Annotated in this window: 21 protein-coding genes; 9 read left to right on the top strand and 12 right to left on the bottom strand. The window is 72.2% G+C overall.

The features are described from left to right. Positions 1-118 precede the first annotated feature (118 nt). Entirely contained in the window at positions 119-682 is a 564-nt protein-coding gene (locus tag ACFVWU_RS39840) for a UbiX family flavin prenyltransferase (RefSeq protein WP_387630412.1), read from the bottom strand. 296 nt (positions 683-978) lie between these two features. Between ACFVWU_RS39840 and ACFVWU_RS39835 the strand changes: the two genes are divergently transcribed. From ACFVWU_RS39835 to ACFVWU_RS39805, 7 genes are all read left to right on the top strand, one after another. Beyond that, a complete protein-coding gene (locus ACFVWU_RS39835) occupies positions 979-1,842 on the top strand; it encodes a hypothetical protein (RefSeq protein ID WP_387630411.1) in 864 nt (287 codons plus the stop codon). A 111-nt stretch (positions 1,843-1,953) separates the two neighbouring features. Then, positions 1,954-2,715: a YcnI family protein gene (locus tag ACFVWU_RS39830; protein WP_387630410.1), complete on the top strand. Its 762-nt coding sequence runs from the start codon at positions 1,954-1,956 to the stop codon at positions 2,713-2,715. 101 nt (positions 2,716-2,816) lie between these two features. After that, the gene (locus tag ACFVWU_RS39825; RefSeq protein ID WP_387630409.1) at positions 2,817-3,467 is read left to right on the top strand and encodes a hypothetical protein; all 651 of its coding nucleotides are present in this window, start codon (positions 2,817-2,819) and stop codon (positions 3,465-3,467) included. A 218-nt stretch (positions 3,468-3,685) separates the two neighbouring features. Beyond that, positions 3,686-4,471, top strand: a complete 786-nt coding sequence (locus ACFVWU_RS39820; RefSeq protein WP_387630408.1) for a thioredoxin domain-containing protein — start codon at positions 3,686-3,688, stop codon at positions 4,469-4,471. 19 nt (positions 4,472-4,490) lie between these two features. Further along, positions 4,491-5,135 carry a vitamin K epoxide reductase family protein gene (locus ACFVWU_RS39815; protein WP_387630406.1) on the top strand — a complete coding sequence of 215 codons (645 nt, stop codon included), beginning with the start codon at positions 4,491-4,493 and terminating at the stop codon, positions 5,133-5,135. Between the two features lie 151 nt (positions 5,136-5,286). After that, the gene (locus tag ACFVWU_RS39810; protein ID WP_387630403.1) at positions 5,287-6,387 is read left to right on the top strand and encodes an ABC transporter substrate-binding protein; all 1,101 of its coding nucleotides are present in this window, start codon (positions 5,287-5,289) and stop codon (positions 6,385-6,387) included. Next, positions 6,388-7,449 (top strand): FecCD family ABC transporter permease, encoded by a 1,062-nt coding sequence (locus ACFVWU_RS39805; RefSeq protein ID WP_387630402.1) that lies wholly within the window; start codon positions 6,388-6,390, stop codon positions 7,447-7,449. 34 nt (positions 7,450-7,483) lie between these two features. Here ACFVWU_RS39805 and ACFVWU_RS39800 read toward each other — a convergent pair whose 3' ends face one another. Beyond that, positions 7,484-8,692, bottom strand: a complete 1,209-nt coding sequence (locus tag ACFVWU_RS39800) for an RNA-guided endonuclease InsQ/TnpB family protein (RefSeq protein WP_387630400.1) — start codon at positions 8,690-8,692, stop codon at positions 7,484-7,486. A 198-nt stretch (positions 8,693-8,890) separates the two neighbouring features. Between ACFVWU_RS39800 and ACFVWU_RS39795 the strand changes: the two genes are divergently transcribed. After that, the gene (locus tag ACFVWU_RS39795) at positions 8,891-9,700 is read left to right on the top strand and encodes an ABC transporter ATP-binding protein (RefSeq protein WP_387630398.1); all 810 of its coding nucleotides are present in this window, start codon (positions 8,891-8,893) and stop codon (positions 9,698-9,700) included. Between the two features lie 64 nt (positions 9,701-9,764). Here the strand turns inward: ACFVWU_RS39795 and ACFVWU_RS39790 are convergent, their stop codons facing one another. From ACFVWU_RS39790 to ACFVWU_RS39745, 10 genes are all read right to left on the bottom strand, one after another. Further along, complete coding sequence (locus tag ACFVWU_RS39790; protein ID WP_387630396.1) at positions 9,765-10,709, bottom strand: L-tyrosine/L-tryptophan isonitrile synthase family protein; 945 nt, start codon at positions 10,707-10,709, stop codon at positions 9,765-9,767. Between the two features lie 118 nt (positions 10,710-10,827). Beyond that, on the bottom strand, positions 10,828-12,099 hold the full coding sequence (locus ACFVWU_RS39785; protein WP_387630394.1) for a cytochrome P450: 1,272 nt from the start codon (positions 12,097-12,099) through the stop codon (positions 10,828-10,830). A 39-nt stretch (positions 12,100-12,138) separates the two neighbouring features. Then, positions 12,139-13,971, bottom strand: a complete 1,833-nt coding sequence (asnB, locus tag ACFVWU_RS39780) for an asparagine synthase (glutamine-hydrolyzing) (RefSeq protein ID WP_387630393.1) — start codon at positions 13,969-13,971, stop codon at positions 12,139-12,141. 40 nt (positions 13,972-14,011) lie between these two features. After that, a complete protein-coding gene (locus ACFVWU_RS39775; RefSeq protein WP_387630390.1) occupies positions 14,012-15,373 on the bottom strand; it encodes an MFS transporter in 1,362 nt (453 codons plus the stop codon). A 310-nt stretch (positions 15,374-15,683) separates the two neighbouring features. Next, positions 15,684-15,848 carry a 50S ribosomal protein L32 gene (gene rpmF, locus ACFVWU_RS39770; protein ID WP_387630387.1) on the bottom strand — a complete coding sequence of 55 codons (165 nt, stop codon included), beginning with the start codon at positions 15,846-15,848 and terminating at the stop codon, positions 15,684-15,686. A gap of 14 nt (positions 15,849-15,862) precedes the next feature. Next, complete coding sequence (gene rpsR / locus ACFVWU_RS39765) at positions 15,863-16,105, bottom strand: 30S ribosomal protein S18 (protein WP_387630384.1); 243 nt, start codon at positions 16,103-16,105, stop codon at positions 15,863-15,865. Between the two features lie 29 nt (positions 16,106-16,134). Then, positions 16,135-17,298, bottom strand: a complete 1,164-nt coding sequence (locus ACFVWU_RS39760; RefSeq protein ID WP_387630381.1) for a CobW family GTP-binding protein — start codon at positions 17,296-17,298, stop codon at positions 16,135-16,137. A 5-nt stretch (positions 17,299-17,303) separates the two neighbouring features. After that, complete coding sequence (gene rpsN, locus ACFVWU_RS39755; RefSeq protein WP_387630378.1) at positions 17,304-17,609, bottom strand: 30S ribosomal protein S14; 306 nt, start codon at positions 17,607-17,609, stop codon at positions 17,304-17,306. Further along, entirely contained in the window at positions 17,609-17,845 is a 237-nt protein-coding gene (rpmB, locus tag ACFVWU_RS39750) for a 50S ribosomal protein L28 (protein ID WP_387630377.1), read from the bottom strand. Before rpmB ends, rpsN begins: the two co-directional genes overlap by 1 nt. A 126-nt stretch (positions 17,846-17,971) precedes the next feature. Then, positions 17,972-18,730, bottom strand: a complete 759-nt coding sequence (locus tag ACFVWU_RS39745; protein WP_387630375.1) for a DeoR/GlpR family DNA-binding transcription regulator — start codon at positions 18,728-18,730, stop codon at positions 17,972-17,974. A gap of 143 nt (positions 18,731-18,873) precedes the next feature. On the opposite strand from ACFVWU_RS39745, the gene ACFVWU_RS39740 reads away from it, so the two are divergent. After that, a partial coding sequence (locus tag ACFVWU_RS39740) for an amidohydrolase family protein (protein ID WP_387630373.1) occupies positions 18,874-19,184 on the top strand: 311 nt, incomplete at its 3' end.

Raw genomic sequence — 19,184 nt, 5'->3', positions numbered from 1 at the left:
TTTTTTTATAATGCCCCGGCTGTCCTTCTCGGTGTGGGGGGGGGGGGGGGGCGGGGGCCGCACCCCCCCCCGCCCACCACGGCGTGCGAGCGCGCGCCCGGAGGTCCGCACGGGAGGCTCATTCACCCCAGCGCGGCAGGTCCGGCACGTCGATCCCGAGCAGGTCCAGCGCCCGCCCGGCCGTGTGCTCGACGATCTCGTCGACGCTGCCGGGCCTCAGGTAGAACGCCGGCACCGGCGGCATGACGATCCCGCCGGATTCGGTGACCGCGGCCATGGCCCGTATGTGACCGAGCGTCAGCGGGGTCTCCCGCACCATCAGCACGAGGCGGCGGCGCTCCTTGAGCGTCACGTCCGCCGCCCGGGTCAGCAGGTTGTCGCCGTTGGACTGCGCGATCGCCGACAGCGTGCGGATGGAGCACGGCGCGACGATCATCCCGGCCGTGCGGAACGAGCCGGAGGCGATGGCGGCGCCCACATCCGCGGCCCGGTACACGACGTCCGCCATGGCGGCCAGATCCGCCGCCGACAGGTCCGTCTCGTACGCACGGGTCTGCTGCCCGGCGGGCGTGACGACGAGGTGCGTCTCGACGCCGGCCTTGCGTGCCAGCTCCAGCACCCGCAGCCCGTACACGATCCCGGTCGCACCACTGATACCCACGACCAGCCGACGTCTGTCCATCCATCCTCCTCCAGTGCGAGGACGACGTTAGGCAGCCGCACCAACGCCCCTCTATCGCCGCGCTATCGCGACGGGTCCTCGCAGTCCGGCCCACCCGCGGGGACTCGGGGCGTCCGTGATCGCCTCCAACGACGGGAACGACCACGCCGACCTGCCGTTCGACCTCAGCGTCGCCCGACCGCGGGGTCCGCACCGCTCACCCGTTGTGCCGCTTCGGTGGCCGCAAGTGTCGGGTTGGGAACGATCCGGGGGAGCCCGACCGGGACGGTGGACGCCGGTGGCATGATGTCCCGGCCATGTCTGCCCCGAGAACCGAGCCCGTGCCCACGGCGGTGCGTGCCGCCGCGCTCGACCTTCGCGTACTGCGGGCTCTGCCCTTCGCGACGGTCTGCGTCGCGCTGTCCGCCTTCGGGCACGGGCTGGCGTCCGGCAGCGCGGTGGCGCCGGGCGCGCTGCTGCTCGGGTGGGTGCTCGTCGGCGCCGTCGCCGTGCTCGCCGCGCGGCGGGAGCGCTCACTGCGGGCGATCGTCGGTGGCCTGGCCGCGGGACAGGGGGGACTGCACGTCCTCTTCCACGCCGCGCAGTGCGGTCAGCGCCCTCCGACGGCTGCCGGGCCGGCCAACCCCTCCGCCCCCATGGCCGCGATGCCCGGGATGCACGGCATGTCCGGCATGACCGGCATGACCGGCATGACCGGCATGACCGGCATGACCAGGGCTCTGTCGGCGGGCAGCGGGCGCTCCGGTCCGTCGGCGGCCCATGTCGCGGCGGGAAGCAGTGCGGCTCCGCACGCCGTCGTCGCGGCGACACACGTCTCCTTCTGGAGCCATGCGGCGTTCCTGGGGCTGAGTCCCGCGATGCTCGTCGCGCACCTGGCGGCGACCGTCGCCGCAGGATGGTGGCTGTGGCGGGGCGAGGTGGCCGTGTGGCGGCTGGTCCGGCTGACCGCCGGGACCGTCACCGCGACGGTTCACGCCCGCGCGGCGTCGCTGCGCGGCGCGCTGGCCCTGTTCGCGATGCTGCGCGGCGGGACGCACGGACGGTCGCGGGCCGCTGCCGCGCGCTTCGTGCCCGCCGAGGGCCGGTGGTGGCAGCCGCGATGGACGCTGTTGCGACATGTGGTGATCAGGCGCGGCCCGCCGTTGGTACCGGCCGTCTGACCGGAGCGGGAACGCCGTCCGGTCACGGCCGTCCGCCCTCCCCCCTGATCACCCACGCGTGCTCCGTCTCCACGGGCGCACGCGTACCTCCGACCCGGAGACCACACAGCCATGAGCCTGTCCCTGAAGAAGCGTCTTGCCGCCGCCTGCGCCGTGGCCGCCGCGACCGTGCTCAGCGCGGCCGTACCGGCGTCCGCACACGTCATCGTGCAGCCGAACAGCGTGCCCAAGAACGCGACCGACCAGACCTTCGCGTTCCGCGTGCCCAACGAGGACGACAAGAACAGCACGGTGAAGGTCGAGATCGACTTCCCCACCGACCACCCGATCCCGTCCGTCAAGGTCGCGCCGGTGGCGGGCTGGACCGACGCGATCCAGACCACCAAGCTCGCCACCCCGATCCACACCGACGACGGCGACATCACCGACGCCGTCTCCCAGGTCGTGTGGACCGGCGGCCAGATCACCCCCGGCCACTTCCAGGACTTCACCGTCGACCTCGGCGCGCTGCCCGACGGCACGGACAAGGTGGTCTTCAAGGCCCTGCAGACCTACAGCGACGGCACCGTGGTGCGCTGGATCGAGGAGCCCCAGGACGGCCGGCCCGAGCCGAAGAACCCGGCACCGGTGCTCAAGCTGACCGCCGCCACCGCCGGCGACTCCGACGCTCCCGCCCCCAGCGCCGCGGCGAGCGCCAAGGCCGACCCGGCGCCGGCGAACACGACGAGCACCGCGACCGCGAAGGCGGGCGGCAGCGACTCCACCGCCCGCGCACTGGGCATCGCGGGCATCGTGGTCGGCGTCCTCGGCGCGGTGACGGGCGTCGTGCTCGGCCGCCGCGGTCGCGGCACCGGCGCGGACGCCTCGGCGTAAGGGCCCGGGGCGGTGCGGGGCGCGCGTCCCGCACCGCCCCTGTCCGGCAATCGCGCACCGACGGGGTCAGAAATCGAACAGGCCGTGCCATACTCGGCCGCATGGAGCCCGGGACAGCGGTCCGCACAGCACGCGCGGGAGTGTTCACCGCGCTGCTGCTCTCGCTGTCGGCCGGCGGCCACATCCTGCTGACCGGCACGCCTTTGCCCGCCACCGTCATGGCCATGGCCGCCGTGGTGGTCTTCGGCACCGCGCTGCTGCTGTCCTCCGCCGAGCGGGCTTTCCTCCAGATCGCCGCAGTCCTCATCCCACTCGAACTGGCGCTGAACGCCGTCTACAACGTCGGCCAGGACACCTGCGGAACCGGCAGCCGCCCCAGCGGTGGCCTGCTGCCCGACCTGCTGTGCGGCGGTGGCCCCGTCCACGGCACGGGCCCCGTACCCGAATTGCCCGGGCAGCTCACCGGCGGCCAGTTGGCCGCCGTGTTCCTCGCCCACCTGGCCGCCGCGCTCGTCGCGGCCGTGTGGCTGCGCCAGGGCGAGAAGGCCGTCTTCCGGCTGCTGGGCGTCGCTGCCGCGCTCACGATGCGGCCGGTGCGGCTCCTGCTGGCCTGGCTGGTCCCGGCCGAGCCCGAGCAGGCCGTGCGCGCCCGGGCGCTCCCCGACGACGATCGTCCGGCGCCCCAGGAGGTTCTGCGGCGCGGCGTCCAGCGGCGCGGCCCGCCGCCACTCGTCCCGGCGCTGAGCGGCTGACCGGGCGGCCGACGCTCGTCCACCGAGCGTGCCGTCCGCGGGGTGATCGCCCCGACAGCCCACCGCGCCCTTCCTCGCAGCCCACCCGGGCGGAACCGCGTCGGCGCGCCCCCGCCCGTACTTCCCCTTCCCCGAATCTGCACGGAGACGTCCCGGACCCGGTTTTCCGGCCCTCGCGGCCATGCCCGGCGCCCGCGAGACGGGAGACGAGGCCACCCATGAGCGACCGGAACAGCCAGGACGCCAAGAAGTCCGCACGCGAGCGGATGCGCACCGAGCGTGAACGCCAGCAGCGGGCCGCATCCCGCCGCAAGAAGATCGTCATCGGCGGCATAGCCGTCGCCGTCGTCGGCGCGGCCGTCGGCATCAGCATCGCGCTGGCCGGGAACGGCGGCAGCAGCGGCCCGCTGGTGGTGCCCGCGAACGCCAGTGGCACCAACGGCACCGTGATCGTCTACGGCAGCCCGGACAACAAGAACGTCCTGGACGTGTACGAGGACTTCCGCTGCCCGGTCTGCGACAAGCTGGAGCAGGCCGACGGCCCGACCATCCAGCAACTCGCCGACAACGGCACGTACGCCATCCACTACCACCTGGCGACCTTCCTGGACGCCAACCTCGGCGGCAGCGGGTCGAAGAACGCCCTCGCCGCCGCGGGCGCGGCACTGAACGAGAGCACGGCGAAGTTCAAGCAGTTCCATGACGTGCTCTACGCCAACCAGCCGAACGAACAGGACGACGCCTTCGCCGACACGAACCACCTGCTCGACCTCGCCGCCAAGGTCCCCGGCCTGGTCACCCCCGACTTCACCAAGGCGGTCCAGGACGGCACCTACAAACCCTGGGCCGGGAAGGTCAACGACGCCTTCAACAACAGCGGCGTCTCCGGGACGCCCACGCTGAAGCTCAACGGCAAGCAGCTTCAGGTGTTCGACAGCCAGGGCAACCCGATCACCCCGGACCAGTACACCCAACTGATCCAGCAGACCGTCGCCGCCAAGTAGAGCCGGGGGACCACAGACCATGACCACCTCCGCCCGACCCGGCACCGGCCCGACGACCGGACGGCTCACCGAAGCCGTCCGCAGCGGCCGGGCGTTCGGCCTGCTGCTGCTCATCGCCGGCGCCCTCGGCCTGGCCGCCTCCGTCACCCTCACCCTGGAGAAGATCCGGCTCCTGGAGAACCCCTCCTACGTCCCCAGCTGCAACATCAACCCGATCATCAGCTGCGGCTCGGTGATGCGCACCCCCCAGGCGTCGGCCTTCGGCTTCCCCAACTCCCTCATCGGCGTCGGAGCCTTCGCCGTCGTCGTCACCATCGGGGTCTCCGTGCTGGCCGGGGCGCGGCTGCCGCGCTGGTTCTGGCTGGGCCTCCAGGCCGGGACCCTGTTCGGGGTCGGCTTCGTCACCTGGCTGATGGACCAGACGCTGTACGAGATCGGCGCGGTCTGCCCGTACTGCATCGTCGTGTGGATCGCCACCATCCCGCTGTTCTGGTACACCACCCTGCACAACGCCAGGCACGGGGTGATCCCGCTGCCCGCGCGGTGGCGCCCGGCGACCGAACTGGTCGCGCGCTACCACTGGGTCGTCCCGGCCGTCTGGTACCTGGTGATCGCCCTGCTCGTCCTCAACCGCTTCTGGTACTACTGGCACACCCTGCTGTGAAGCCCCTGGGCAGCCCCACAGCCGTCGGCGCCCGACCACGCGGGAGGATTTTCCGGACGTTCTTCGGAACTTTCCCCGGCCTCGATCCGACTACCAGTGCCGGGCCCGCGCACGGCTGGCCCCCGCCCTCGGATCGTCCCAGGAGAGTTCCATGCGTTCTCGTGTTCTGTGCGGCACGGCCGCCGCCGTCGCCCTGCTCGTGACGGGCTGCGGCAGCGGTGGGAGCGCCAAGTCCGGCGAGGCGGGCGCCATCACGGCCGCCGCGCCGGGCGCCGGAGCCTCCTCGGCCGCGGCGGCCTTCCCGGTCAAGGTCGCGGACTGCGCCGGGAAGGAGACGGTGTTCGACTCCGCGCCGAAGAAGATCGTCACCAGCAACGCCTCCAGCCTGGAGATGCTGCTGCAGCTCGGTGCGGGCGACCGGGTCATCGGAACCGGCTTCCCGCCCGGCAAGGGCACGCTGCCCGCCGACGTCGCCGATGCCGGGGCGAAGGTCCCGGTCCTCGGTGACATGGTGATCCCGAAGGAGAAGCTGCTCGGCTCCGGTGCGGACCTGTACGTGGAGACCTTCGCCGACATGGGCGGCATGGGCGGCGGCATGGGCACCGCCCCGACCGCCCAGGAGTACCAGGCCGCCGGGATCAAGCGGGTCTTCCTGCACTCCACCGCCTGCGCGGCCGTGGCCCCGGCCGCGGTGCGGGACCTGACCGGCGTCGAGGGCGACATCAAGAGCCTCGGCCAGGTCACCGGCACCTCTGCCAAGGCCGACGCGCTGGTCGCGGACATGGAGAAGAAGGTCGGCGCCGTGGAGACCGCGCTGGCGGGCGTGGCGGCGGACAAGCGCCCCGGCTACTTCTTCTTCGACTTCGACGCGGGCACCAAGCAGCCGATGGCGGCGGGCAACCGGCAGGTCGCCAACGCGGTGATCACCCTGGCCGGCGCGCGCAACGTGTTCGGCGACGTCGACGGCGACTTCAAGCCCGTCTCCTGGGAGGATGTCGTCGCCAGGAACCCCGACTGGATCCAGCTCGGGGTGCGCAACCGCGGCAGCGACGCCGAGAACAAGAAGGCCTTCGACGACGCGGAGAAGTTCCTGCGCGAGTTCCCCGCCACCAAGGGCCTCAAGGCCGTCCAGGAAGGCCACTTCGTGCGCATCGGTTCCGAGGTGACCACCATCGCCGGCACCCGCAACGCCGACACCGTCCAGCAGATCGCCCACGCCCTCTTCCCCGACCAGGTCAAGGACGCCCAGTAGATGACCGCCGCCACCGCGGCGACCGGCCGCCGGCCCGCGCGCACCGCGCGGGCCGGCCTCGTCGCGTCCGCGCTCTCCCTCGCCCTGGTCCTCGCCCTCACCCTCGCCGTCTCCCTCGGCTCGGTGGACATCCCCGTCCGGGAGGTGTGGACCGTCGTCGGCCACCGGCTCACCGGTTCGGCCCCCGAAGCCGGCACCCGGGACCTGATCGTCTGGCAGCTGCGGGTGCCCCGCGCCCTGCTGGCCGCGATCGTCGGAGCCGGACTCGGCCTGGTCGGCACCGCCGTCCAGGCCCTGGTCCGCAACCCGCTCGCCGACCCCTACCTGCTGGGCATCTCCTCCGGCGCCTCGCTCGGCGCGGTCGCCGTCATCGTCCTCGGCGCCGGCACCGGCTTCGCGTTCGGCTTCGGCGTCTCGGCCGCCGCGTTCGCCGGAGCCCTGGCCTCCTTCGCCCTCGTCTGGGCGATCGCCAGGCGCGGCGGCGGCTTCGCCCCGATGCGCCTGGTCCTCGCCGGGGTGGCCATCGGACAGTTCCTCTCCGGCTTCACCAGCTTCCTCGTCCTCCAGGCCGGCGACGAGCAGCAGACCCGGGGTGTGCTGTTCTGGCTGATGGGCAGCCTCGGCGCCGCCACCTGGGACCAACTCGCCGTCCCGGCCGCCGCCGTCGCCCTGGGCTGGCTGGCCCTCCAGGGCCGCGCCCGGCACCTCAACGCGCTGCTGATGGGCGACGAGACCGCCGCCGGCCTCGGCGTCGACACCGCCCGGCTGCGCCGTGAACTGTTCGCCGTCACCAGCCTGCTCACCGGCGTCCTGGTGGCGGTCTCCGGCGCGATCGGCTTCGTCGGCCTGCTGGTGCCGCACGTGTGCCGGCTCGTCGTGGGCGGCGACCACCGCCGGCTGCTGCCGCTGTCCGCCCTGACCGGCGCCGTCCTCCTGGTGGCCGTCGACACCGTCGCCCGCACCGCCCTGGACACCCAGGAACTGCCGATCGGCGTCGTGACCGCCGTCATCGGCGCACCCGTCCTGCTGTACCTCCTCGACCGGAAGCTGGAACGCTGTTGACCTCCTCCCCCTCCTCGAAGGAGGGGGATTCCCCTCAGCCTCGCGGCTGAGCCGCTGCGCGTGAGCGCTGCGGTGGGACGACTTCCTGCTTCACCGACGACCGCCCGCCCGGAGTACTCCGTTGAGGTCTTACACCGTCTCCACAGGCCGCAACCGCCAGTCCGGCGGCCAGGATGTTGAGTGCCGCGTTCACGTCCCGGTCATGGACCGCTCCGCATTCACACACCCACTCGCGGATGTTCAGAGGCATCTCATCGCGGATGGTTCCGCATGCGCCGCACAGCTTGGAACTGGGGAACCATCGGTCGATGGTGATCAGATCCCGGCCGTACCAGGCGCATTTGTATTCCAGCATGGTCCGCAGCTCGGTCCAGCTCGCGTCGCTGATGGCGCGGGCGAGCTTGCGGTTCTTGAGTATGTTGCGGACGGTCAGGTCCTCGATCACGACCACTTGGTTTTCGTGGACGAGTCGGGTGGTGAGCTTGTGCAGGAAGTCCCTGCGCCGGTCGGCGATCTTCGCGTGGACGCGGGCGACCTTCTTGCGGGCCTTCTCGCGATTCTTCGAGCCCTTGGCCTTGCGGGCAAGTTCCCGCTGGGCCTTGGCCAGACGCTCCCGATCCTTGCGCTCGGACCGGGGGTTGGCGATCTTCTCCCCGGTGGACAGTGTCACCAGGCTGGTGATCCCCGCGTCGATTCCCACGGCTGTGTTCAGCTTGGGCATCTGCTCGATGGTGGGGTCGTCGCACAGCATGGAGACGAACCAGCGCCCGGCCGCGTCCCGGGATACGGTCACCGTGGATGGCGACCGACCCTCCGGAAGAGGCCGGGACCACCGGATGTCCAGCGGCTCCGTCATCTTCGCCAGCATCAGCCGGCCATCCCGGTACCGGAATGCGGAGGTGGTGTACTCGGCGCTGTCCCGGGACTTCTTCTTCGACTTGAAGCGGGGATACTTCGCCCGTTTCTGCCAGAAGTTGGAGAACGCCCCTTGCAGGTGGCGCAGGGCCTGCTGGAGCGGGACGGAGGAGACCTCACAGAGGAACGCAAGCTCCTCGGTCTTCTTCCACTCCGTCAGCATCGCCGACGTGGCGTTGTAGTCCACCCGCTCATGACGCATCGTCCACGCCTCGGACCGGGCGGCCAGCGCCTTGTTGTAGACGAGCCGCACACATCCGAACGTGCGCGACAGCTCAGCCGCCTGCACATCGGTCGGATAGAAGCGGAACTTGAAGGCTCGCTTCACGTGAGCAACCGTCACAGAACACACAGTAACACCAACCTTTGCGGCCACCCGCGGATGATCAACTGTCGAGATCCCGGCCCGCCTTGGCGGCGACACGGCTATCCCTGCCTCGCTACGCGAGAGCGTCGTTTTCTCCCCCGCAAGTGGGAGGCACCCCTACCCCCGGCTAAAGCCGGGGGTATCCACGAAGGAGTTCTGATGAGGATCACCGTCGAGGACATCACCGTCACCCTCGGCGGGCGCGACGTCCTCTCCGACGTCGGCCTGATCGCCGCCGAGGGCGAGATCGCCGGTCTCGTCGGTCCCAACGGCGGCGGCAAGTCCACCCTGCTGCGCACCGTCTACCGGCATCTGCGCCCGCACGCCGGGCGGGTGCTGCTGGCCGACCGGGACGTCCGGTCCATGGCCCCGGCCGAGGCGGCCCGGCACGTCGCGGCGCTGCCCCAGGAGCGCGGCTCGGACTTCGAGTTCACCGTGCGCGAGGTCGTCGCGATGGGCCGCACCCCGTTCAAGCGGGCCTTCGCCGGCGACGACGAACGCGACCACGCGACGGTGGCCGAGGCCCTGGAGCGTGTCGGTCTCCAGCCGTACGCGCAACGCCGGTTCGCGGAGCTTTCCGGCGGCGAGCGCCAACGGGTCCTGCTCGCGCGGGCGTTCGCCCAGCAGCCGGATGTCCTGGTGCTGGACGAGCCGACCAACCACCTCGACGTCCAGCACCAGGTGGAGCTGCTCGCCCTGCTGCGCGAACAGCGCCGCACCACCCTGATCTCGCTGCACGACCTGAACGCCGCGGCCTCGCTCTGCGACCGGCTCCACGTTCTGCACGACGGCGCTCTCGTCGCCTCCGGGGCACCCCGGGAGGTGCTCACCCCGGACTTGCTGGCGAAGGTCTTCGGGGTGCGGGCCACCGTGGTCGAGCACCCGCTGACCGGCGACCCGCTGATCGCCTTCGACCACCGGAACACCCTGCCCACCCCGACCGCGGAGGAGTCAGCCGTCACGGTGTGAGATCGGTGCGGGTGACCCCCGGTCCCCCCACGGGACCGGGGGCCACCCGCACGGCCGGAGGTGGTCAGGAGGCCTCGAAGTGGCTCGGCCGGCCGTCGCGCAGCACCAGGGTGCCCTGCCGCTCGGCGTCGGCCCGGCGCATCAGCTGCCAGCTGCCGTCGGGCCGGTGCAGGACGGCCGAGTGCCACGGGGTGGTCCAGGCGTCGGGGGCGTCGAGGAGGCGGATGCCGAACTTGGCGGCGCCGCGCGGCTGGGGGTGGATGGACAGGCGGACGGTACGGGGGTGGTGCTCGGCGATGAGGTCGCCCCAGGCGCGGCTGCGCTGGATGACGCCGTAGGCGCGCTGCCGGCATTCGCGCTGGAGGGCCGACTTGGTGCCGGTGAAGTCGACGGTGTCCTCGGTGAGGAAGCGGGTGATGCCGCAGTAGAGGGCGAGGGTGTGCTCGTCGCTCTTCACCTCGGCGCGCAGTTCCTCCACGGTCGGGGCGTGGGCGGCGTGGACGTGGGCGCGCTTCTCGTCGTACGGGAGGTCGCCGAGCACGTCACGCAGGTCGAAGACGGACAGGTGGGTCAGGCCCTCGCGCCGGATCATCGCGGCGAGTTCGTCGGAGTAGGCGTCGATCTGCGGGTCGGGGACGCGGATCAGATCACCGAAGACGTGGCCGTCGGAGCAGATCTCCATCCGCGCGCCCGGCTCGTACACCTCGCCGATCGCGCGGCAGAGGTCGTCGAGGAAGGTCAGGGAGAGGCGCTCGCCCTCGTCGGGCAGGTGACCGAGGACCTTGTCGGGGCTGGGGGACTTGCAGGGGAAGCCGGGCAGGGTGAACACGATCGGATCGCCGTACTCGGCGAACTCGCCTATCTGGCACAGCTGTTCGGGGAAGTCGTCGACGGTGGCCGGGGTGGCGGTGTCGGTGGCCCGGCGGTGGGGCAGGAGCAGTTCCAGGACGGCGGCGCTGATCTGTCGGACGTCTCTGGACATGGGCGTGGCGGTACCGGTGGTGGTCATGCGGCTTCTCCGTGAGGGCATGGCGGGATGGCGTCCCGGCGCCCGCGCCCTCCGGTGGGGGCGGGCGGGCCGGGACACCGGAGACGGGCGAGTCGGGGCGCGCGGTGGGGCCGGTCGGTCAGCTGCGCTGGTCGTAGGCGACGGGCAGCTGGTTGACGCCCCGGGCGAGGACGGCCGGAATCCAGGTCAGGTCGTCCAGGGAGCCCGCGGGCCGCAGGCCGGGCAGGCGGGTGAGCAGGGTGGCGACGGCGATCTGGAGTTCGGCGCGGGCGAGGGCGGCGCCGGGGCAGAAGTGGATGCCGTGACCGAAGGCCAGGTGGGAGTTGGGGCTGCGCTCCAGGTCGAGGGTGTCGGCGTCCGGGAACTGTTCGCCGTCGCGGTTGGCGGCGCACAGCGAGACGATGACGGAGTCGCCGGCCGGGATGCGGGTGCCGTGCAGGTCGCTGTCCCGGGCGAAGAACCGCCAGGTGGTCAGCTCGAAGGCGCTGTCGTAGCGCAGGAGTTCCTCGATCGCCCGGGGCATCAGGGCGGGGTCGTCCCGCAGCCGTTCCAGTTGCTCGGGGTGGCGGAGCAGGGTGATCAGCATGGTGGTGATCTGGTTGGTGACGGGCTCCTGGCCGGCGACCAGGAGCTGGAAGATCATCGAGTCGAGTTCCTCCCGGGTGAGCTCCTTGCGGTCCTTGGCGACGACCAGGCGGGAGAGCAGGTCGTCCTCCCAGTGCTCGCGCTTGTGGGCGACGACGTCGGCGATGTAGGTCTGCAGGCCGAGCAGCCTGGCCTCGTAGGCGGGCCGGCCCGGGTCCTGGGGGCCGACCGGCTGGACGACCTTGCCCCAGTCGCGGTCGAAGCGGGCGGCGAGCTCCGGGGGCAGGCCGATGACCTCGGCCAGGACCCGGAAGGGGTAGTGCGCGGCGAATCCGGCGACCAGGTCGGCGCCGTTCTCGGCGGGCAGCTCGTCGACCAGGGCGTCGGCGATCTCCTGGAACCTGGGCCGCAGCGACTCCACCCGCCGCGGGGCGAAGGCGTCCAGGACGAGGCGGCGCATCCGGGTGTGCTCCGGCGGGTCCTGGTGCAGCAGGTGGACCTGGAGCTGGGAGTGCTGGGGCTCAGGCATGATCGAGGCGAGGGAGCGCCAGTTGTCGTTGCCCAGGCGGTGGTTCTTGCCCAGGCGGGGGTCGTTGAGCGCGGCCTGGGCGGCCTCGTAGCCGGTGACGAGCCAGGCGGCGATGCCGGAGGGGAAGCGCACCCGGTGGACGGGCCCGGCGTCGCGCATCCGCCGGTAGAGGTCGTACGGGTCGGTCTTGTACGCGGCTCCGTGGAGCGGTATCGGCTCGCCGGCGGTGGCGCCGGTGACGGGGCAGCGGCCCTCGGTGCGGTCGGGGGTGGTCATGTCCGGGTTCCTCCGGGAGGGGTGGTGCGGTGGAGAGGTTCAGAGGGCGAGGGCGGGGCGGTGGTGGTCGAGCCAGAGCGCGAGGTCGACGACCCGTTCCAGGCGCAGGCGGTGACCCCATGCCAGCTGGTCGGCGGGGGTGTCGAGGGTGGCCTTGATGACCGTCTCGTCGGCGATGTCGCGCACGTGGGGCGCGTCCAGCGCCTCCCGGGCGAGCCGCTGGAGGCCGGCGTTGTAGTCGGCGTGGTGGGTGGCCGGGTAGTGGTTCTTCGGCCGCCACAGCACCGATTCGGGGGCGACTCCCCGACCGGTGTCGCGCAGCAGGCTCTTCTCCCGGCCGTCGTGGCTCTTCATCGCCCAGGGGGTGTTGAAGGCGTACTCGACGAGGCGGTGGTCGCAGTAGGGCACGCGGACCTCCAGGCCCTGGGCCATCGAGAGGCGGTCCTTGCGGTGGAGCAGCTGGCGCAGCCAGCGGGTGAGCGAGAGGTGCTGCATCTCGCGCCGGCGGTGCTCGGCCGGGCTCTCGCCGTCCAGGTGCGGGACGGCCGCGAGGGAGCTGCGGTAGGTGTCCTCGCGGAACTCGCGGATGCGCAGGTGGGCGGCGAGGTCGGGGTGGATCGGCATGGCGGCGTCGTCGCCGGTGACGAGCAGCCAGGGGAAGGTCCGCGCGGCGAGCGCCTCGGGGGTGTGGAACCAGGGGTAGCCGCCGAACACCTCGTCCGCGGCCTCGCCGGAGAGCGCGACCGTGGAGTGCTTGCGGATCTCGCCGAACAGCAGGTAGAGCGAGGTGTCCATGTCGCCGACACCGATCGGCGAGTCCCGGGCGACCACGACGGCCCGCCGGTTCTCCGGGTCGAGCAGCGCGCGCGGGTCGAGGACGACGGTGGAGTGCTCGGTGCCGATGAAGGCGCCCGCCTCGGCGGCGAACGGGGTGTCGTGGCCGGTGCGCAGCACGTCGCCGGTGAACCGCTCGGCCTGGTCGCTGTAGTCGACGGCGTAGGAGCGCAGCTTCGCCTCGCGCCCCTGGGTGCGCCGGAGTTCGTCGGCGACGAGGGCGGTGACGACGGTGGAGTCGAGGCCGCCGGAGAGCAGGCTGCACACCGGGACGTCCGCTTCCAGCTGCGACCTGGCGGCGCGGTCGACCAGCTCACCGACCCGTTCCCTGGTGGTCTCCAGTCGATCTGTGTGCGGGCGCGCGGTCAGCTCCCAGTAGCGGCGCTCGCGGACGCCGTCCCGGTCGAGGACGAGCAGGCCTCCGGGGTGGACCTCGCGGACGCCCGCCCAGACGGTGGGGCCGGTGTCGAACAGCAGGCTGTACGCCTCGCGCAGGCCGTCGGCGTCCACGGTGGGGGCGACCTCGGGGTGGGCGAACAGCGCCTTGGGCTCGGAGCCGAAGACCAGGCCACCGTCGACGGCGGCCCAGAACAGCGGCTTGACGCCGAGCCGGTCGCGCACCAGGAGGAGCCGCTGTTCGCGCTCGTCCCAGATGCCGAAGGCGTACATGCCCTCCAGGTGGTCGACCAGGGCATCGCCCCACTCCAGGTAGGCGCGGAGCACGACCTCGGTGTCACTGCGGGTCCCGAAGCGGTGACCTCTGCTTCTGAGTCGGTCCCGCAGTTCGTGGTGGTTGTAGACCTCGCCGCTGTAGGTGAGGACCACCCGTGGCCGGTCGGGGCGGTCGGTCATGGGCTGGGCGCCGCCGTCGACGTCGATCACGGCGAGCCGCCGGTGGCCGAGCGCGGCGTTGCGGCCGAGCCAGACGCCGGCGGCGTCGGGGCCGCGCAGGGCCATGGTGGCGGTCATCGCCTCGATGACGGGGGCGCTGTGGCGGACGTCCTGGTGGAAGGACACCCAGCCGGTGATTCCGCACATGCGTGTGCTCCTGACGGTGAGCGGGGTGGAGGAGGAGGGTTCAGGCCGTACGGGACCCGGAGCGGCCGTGCGACGCCAGCAGGGGGACGGCGAGGCAGGCGCCGGCCGCGGCGAGGCCGAGGCCCGCGTGCAGGCCGGCCGTACCGGATCCGCCGAGGCTCCAGGCGGCGGTGGCCAGGGCCGGGCCGAGGGTGAACCCGAGGCTGCGGGCGAGCTGGACGGTGGAGCTGGCGGTGGCCGTCGTCGCCGGGGTGGCGGCGCTCATCACGAGGGTCTGGGTGGGACCGCCGTACAGGCCCATGCCGGCTCCGGCCAGGGCGAGGCGCCAGGCGATGTCCGGCAGGCTCCAGGTGTCGTCGAGCGGCACGAGCAGGAGGAAGCCGAGTGCGGTGAGCGCGATCCCGGCGGTGGCGGTGGGCCGGGCGCCGAAGCGGTCGGCCAGCCGGCCGCCGAGCGGCCCGCCGATCCCCATCGCGAGGGGGAAGCACAGGATGGTCAGGCCGGTGGCGGTGGCGCTCTCGGCCTCGTCGCGCTGCAGGTGCAGGGCGAGCAGGTAGTGGACGACCGCGAAGGCCGCCGCGACGGCCAGGACGGCCGTGTTGAGCCCCGCCGTCCGGCTCTCGCGCAGGACGGCCCGGACCGGGCGGCCGCCTCCCCGGCGCAGCCACCACAGGACCAGCGCAATCGCGGGCGCCGCCAGCAGCAGCCAGGCGGCCGCGTCGGCCGACAGGGTGAGCCCGAGCAGCAGCGCGGCGACGGATCCCCCGATCAGGCCCGCGTCGGCGAGCTCGGCCCGGCCGGGTGCGCGCAGGACGCCTCCGGCGGGGACCTGGCGGCGGGCGACCAGCCAGGCGGCCAGGCAGACCGGGAGCTTGACGAGGAAGATGGCCCGCCAGCCGAAGTGGTCGAGCAGCAGCCCGCCCAGGGCAGGGCCGGTGACGGCGCCGAGCGGCCCCAGCGTCGCGGGCACGCTCATCGCCCGGGCCCGGAGCTGTGGCCGCACCGAGCGCATCGCCAGCACCGGCATCAGGACGAACAGCACGGCGCCGAAGGCCCCCTGGGCCACCCGCGCCGCGATCAGCGCGCCGGCCCAGGGCGCTGTGGCGGCGGCGACGCTGCCCAGCGCGAACCCGGCGACGGCGGTGAGTACGGCCGGCCGGGTGCCGACGGCGTCCAGCCAGCGGCCGGCGGGCAGGAGCAGGGCCACCAGCGGGAGTTGGTATCCCAGGACGGCCCACTGGGCGGTCCGGGCGGAGACGTGGAAACCGTCGGCGATGTCGGCGAGTGCGATGTTGACGATGTTCATGTCGAGCATCGCCACGAACGACAGCATCCCGGCGACCGCGACCAGGCTCCAGCGATCCGCCGCCCGCGGCACCTCCTGTGCCGTCGGCGCGCTCACCGGGTGACCCCCTTGACGGCGGGTCCGAACCGGTGCGACGAGCGTTCGTGGGACCGCATGCTCCGTCCTTCCTCCTGGAACCGGGCGCCGTCGGCAACGGCACCCGGCACACGAGTCGGACCGGAACCCCGGAGAGTTCCGAACGCCTGCGTGATTCTTTTCCGAACATCCGAACAGGGGAACGACACCGCGCCGGGAACCGCGGCACCTCGCGCCGACTACGCGGACGACGACACCGCCCTCACCCCCTCCTGGCCCCCGGCACCCACAAGGAGCCGCGGCGCCCCCGCGCCGCGGCCCCTCCCCTCCCTCACGGCTTCAGCAGGCCCCCCTCGTACGCCTTGACCAGACGGCGCGGCACCAGGTGCTCACGCCCCTCGATCGTGATCGGGACGAGCTGCGGAGCCGCGGCCTTCCACTGCGACCGGCGGTGCCGGGTGTTGCTGCGGGACGTCTTCCGCTTGGGTACGGCCATGGGAGGTCTCTCTTCTATCGGGTGGTGGAGGCGTAGGGCAGCAGAGCCATCTCACGGGCGTTCTTGATCGCCCGGGCCACCGCCCGCTGCTGCTGGACGGTGAGCCGCGTGACGCGGCGGCTTCGAATCTTGCCCCGGTCGGAGACGAACCTCCGCAGCAGATCGGTGTCCTTGTAGTCGATGGACGTGATGCCGGCCTCGATCAGCGGGTTCGGGCGCGGTCGGGCCGGACGGCCGCCGGCAGTGCGCTTGGCCATCTGAATGTCTTCCTTCCGTGGCGCAGGAGTCAGGAGACGGGTTCGAGGAAGTCCTCGAAGGCGTCCGGAAGGGCCTTCCAGCCCTGTTCACCGTCCATCAGTTCGGCGTCGGTGAGCAGGCAGGAGTCCAACAGATCGACGATGCCGTCGACATCCAACCCCTCGGCGATGAAGACGAGTTGCTGGACGCGGTCACCGTGCACCGGATGCCAGTCCAGGGCCGCGGCAGCCCGCCGGGAGGGCGGATACAGCTCCCAGGAGTCGTCCGGCAGCGCGGCCAGCCACGGCCCGCACTCCTCCACCGCGAGGCTGGCTCCGGCAGCGTCCCAGGCCAGCATCAGCTCCGGCCGGTTGGCCAGCCAGAACCGGCCGCGGCTGCGCTGCGCCGCCGGGACGAGCTGCTCCAGCGCCTCGTGCAGCCGGACCGGGTGCAGCGGGCGACGGCGCTCCCACACCAGAGTGGCCACTCCCGCCTCGTCGTGTTCCTGCGGAAGCAGCGCGAGGGCGGGGTTGACCCGGTCCCGGGCGGCGGCCACGTCGAAGCCCCCGAGTGCGGCGCGCAGCAGCTCGCCGGTACCGAGCAGGACCCGGCGGGCGGTCGGGTGCAGCTGGCGCAGCATCGCCAGGCCCGCCTCGCCCCCACGGGCCACGGCGACCGTGGTCGCGTACTCGAGCTGGTGGGCGAGTGCCTCGGCGCGCGTGCGGGTGTCGTCGGGAGAGGTGTGCTCGCCGTGCTCGGCCAGGTCGTCCGGGACGGAGAGTTCGCCCAGCAGCCGGTCCGGGTCGACGGCGACCACCACACCCGCGAGTTCGACGAACTCCTCCAACGGGCGTCCGTCCACCTCACCGCCCGCGATCACCTCGACCACCGGGTGCGGGTCGCTGCCGCCCCACAGCTCGACGACGGCCAGCCCGTGCTGCCCTTCCTCGGCCAGGCGCCGCAGCTCGGGCAGCAGGTCCTCGCGCAGTGCGCAGCAGGCGCAGTCGTTGCTCAGCGGGACGTCCGCCGTGGCGATGGTGCCGGTGGCGTCGCGGAGTTCGCGGTGGACCGTGCGGCGCGGGGCGTCGCGCAGGTCGTGGTGGAGGACGATGCCGTTGACGCAGCCGTCCAGCAACTCCTGGACGGCGCGGCGGCGTTCGGCGCGGTGGAGGCCGACCACCACCACGACGGGAAGCCTGACGTGTTCGGGCACCGCGCTCACCAGCTCGACTTCCGCACGCCGGGCAGCTGTCCGGCGTGGGCCATGGTGCGCAGGTTGATGCGGGACAGGCCGAAGGCGCGCTGGTAGCCGCGGGGACGCCCGTCCACGCTGTCGCGGTTGCGCACGCGGGTGGCGCTCGCGTCCCTGGGCTGGCGGGCGAGCTCGCACTGTGCGGCGGCGCGCTCCTGCGGCGTGCTGGCCGGGTGGGCGATGACACGCTTCAGCTCGGCGCGGCGCTCGGCGTACCGCGCGACGGTCGCACGCCGCTGCTCGTTCCTGGCGATCTTGCTCTGCTTCGCCATCAGACCTTCTCCCCCCGGGCTCGGATGCGGGCGACGGCGGCCTCGATGCCGATGGCATCGACGGTCTTCAGGCCCTTGGCGCTGAGCGTGAGGCGCACGTACCGGCCTTCGCCGGGCAGCCAGTAGCGCTTGCGCTGGATGTTCGGGTCGAAGCGGCGGCTGGTGCGTCGGTGCGAGTGGGAGATCGCATTGCCGAAGGACGGCTTGCGACCGGTGAGTTGGCAGTGGGCGGACATGGGGACGGCTCCGTTGCTCATCGTGCGGGCAGGCAGGCGTTCGCTCCCCGGAACCGGCGTGGCAATCCCGGGGAGCGCGTCCCACACTACGCTAGATGAAAACGGATTTCATTTCGCCGAGCTTGCTCAGGCCCGACGCACCCGGACGCCGCAGTCGGCGATCGCCTTCTCGTCGGCGTCGGGAAGCTCGGTGTCGGTCACCAGGTCATGGACGTCGGTGAGCGGGCAGATCGAGGCGAAGGTGACCCGGCCGATCTTGGTCCGGTCGGCCAGCACGACCGTACGGGCGCTGCTGCGCAGGAAGGCGCGGTCGGTCTGGGCCTCCATCTCGTCGTGGGTGGTGCAGCCCTGCTCCGCGGTCAGGCCGTCCACACCGATGAAGGCGAGGTCGAGGTGGTAGCGCTGGAGCATGCTGTCGGCGGCCGGGCCGACCAGTTCGTAGCTGGCCGAGCGCGCGATGCCGCCGATCACCACCAGGCGGACCTCGGGGCGCACGATCAGCTCGGCCGCGATGTTGACGGCGTTGGTGACCACGGTGACGTTGCCCCGCTCGGCCAGCACCCGGGCCAGTTCGGTGGCGGTGGTCCCGCCGGTCAGGCCCACCACGGCGCCGTCCGGAACCAGCTCGGCAGCCGCCCGGGCGATCCGGCGCTTCTCCTCCTGCTGCTTCTCACTGCGGTGCCGCAACGGAAGCTCCAGGTTCACCGATCCCGTCACCGCGCCACCGCGGGTGCGATGCAGCAGGCCCTGCTCGTGCAGTTCCTGGAGGTCGCGCCGGACCGTCGCGCCGGACACCCCGAGCAGCTCGGAGAGCGCGTGGACGTCGGCGCTCCCCGCTTCGGCGATGTACGACAGAATCCGGGCAGCGCGATCAGCTTTGAGCATGAACGGAGTGTAGGTCAGGCCCGGTCACCTGCCCAACAAACGGGTACTCCTCCCCGGACGTCTGACATGACATGGAGACTCACTGCTCATAACTGATTATACTTTCGCGGAATCGAGCATCTACAAGCACTCCGAAGGAGGCTGTGATCGTCACGGACCGCATCACACTGGCCGGCCGACTGATTCTGCCCGGCAGCGTCATCGAGGTCGGCCGCCTGGCGATCGAGGGCTCCCGCATCGCGGCCGTCACGAACGGCGAGACCGAGCCGGGTGACCTGGACCTGACCGGCCACACCGTCGTCCCGGGCTTCGTCGACCTGCACGTCCACGGCGGCGGCGGTGCCTCCTACGCCTCCGGAATCGCCGAGGAGGCCCTGCTCGCCGCCCGCACCCACCTCGACCACGGCACCACCACCACCGTCGCCTCCACCGTCACCGGCGAGATCGACGACCT

This window comes from Kitasatospora sp. NPDC058190 (genome assembly GCF_042883685.1).
Taxonomy (GTDB): domain Bacteria; phylum Actinomycetota; class Actinomycetes; order Streptomycetales; family Streptomycetaceae; genus Kitasatospora.
Note: the sequence above shows the minus strand (reverse complement) of the source record. Positions and strands in the feature narration are given on the sequence as shown.

Coding starts and splice junctions, on each gene's coding strand:
- asnB (WP_387630393.1), bottom strand. CDS start 13,971: ATGTGCGGAATCACCGGCTGGGTGTCCTTCCACCAGGACGTCCGCCAC.
- rpmF (WP_387630387.1), bottom strand. CDS start 15,848: ATGGCCGTACCCAAGCGGAAGACGTCCCGCAGCAACACCCGGCACCGC.
- ACFVWU_RS39795 (WP_387630398.1), top strand. CDS start 8,891: ATGAGGATCACCGTCGAGGACATCACCGTCACCCTCGGCGGGCGCGAC.
- ACFVWU_RS39830 (WP_387630410.1), top strand. CDS start 1,954: ATGAGCCTGTCCCTGAAGAAGCGTCTTGCCGCCGCCTGCGCCGTGGCC.
- ACFVWU_RS39785 (WP_387630394.1), bottom strand. CDS start 12,099: ATGACCACCCCCGACCGCACCGAGGGCCGCTGCCCCGTCACCGGCGCC.
- ACFVWU_RS39835 (WP_387630411.1), top strand. CDS start 979: ATGTCTGCCCCGAGAACCGAGCCCGTGCCCACGGCGGTGCGTGCCGCC.
- rpmB (WP_387630377.1), bottom strand. CDS start 17,845: ATGTCCGCCCACTGCCAACTCACCGGTCGCAAGCCGTCCTTCGGCAAT.
- rpsR (WP_387630384.1), bottom strand. CDS start 16,105: ATGGCCAAGCGCACTGCCGGCGGCCGTCCGGCCCGACCGCGCCCGAAC.
- ACFVWU_RS39840 (WP_387630412.1), bottom strand. CDS start 682: ATGGACAGACGTCGGCTGGTCGTGGGTATCAGTGGTGCGACCGGGATC.
- ACFVWU_RS39815 (WP_387630406.1), top strand. CDS start 4,491: ATGACCACCTCCGCCCGACCCGGCACCGGCCCGACGACCGGACGGCTC.
- ACFVWU_RS39820 (WP_387630408.1), top strand. CDS start 3,686: ATGAGCGACCGGAACAGCCAGGACGCCAAGAAGTCCGCACGCGAGCGG.
- ACFVWU_RS39745 (WP_387630375.1), bottom strand. CDS start 18,730: ATGCTCAAAGCTGATCGCGCTGCCCGGATTCTGTCGTACATCGCCGAA.
- ACFVWU_RS39790 (WP_387630396.1), bottom strand. CDS start 10,709: ATGACCACCACCGGTACCGCCACGCCCATGTCCAGAGACGTCCGACAG.
- rpsN (WP_387630378.1), bottom strand. CDS start 17,609: ATGGCGAAGCAGAGCAAGATCGCCAGGAACGAGCAGCGGCGTGCGACC.
- ACFVWU_RS39810 (WP_387630403.1), top strand. CDS start 5,287: ATGCGTTCTCGTGTTCTGTGCGGCACGGCCGCCGCCGTCGCCCTGCTC.
- ACFVWU_RS39805 (WP_387630402.1), top strand. CDS start 6,388: ATGACCGCCGCCACCGCGGCGACCGGCCGCCGGCCCGCGCGCACCGCG.
- ACFVWU_RS39825 (WP_387630409.1), top strand. CDS start 2,817: ATGGAGCCCGGGACAGCGGTCCGCACAGCACGCGCGGGAGTGTTCACC.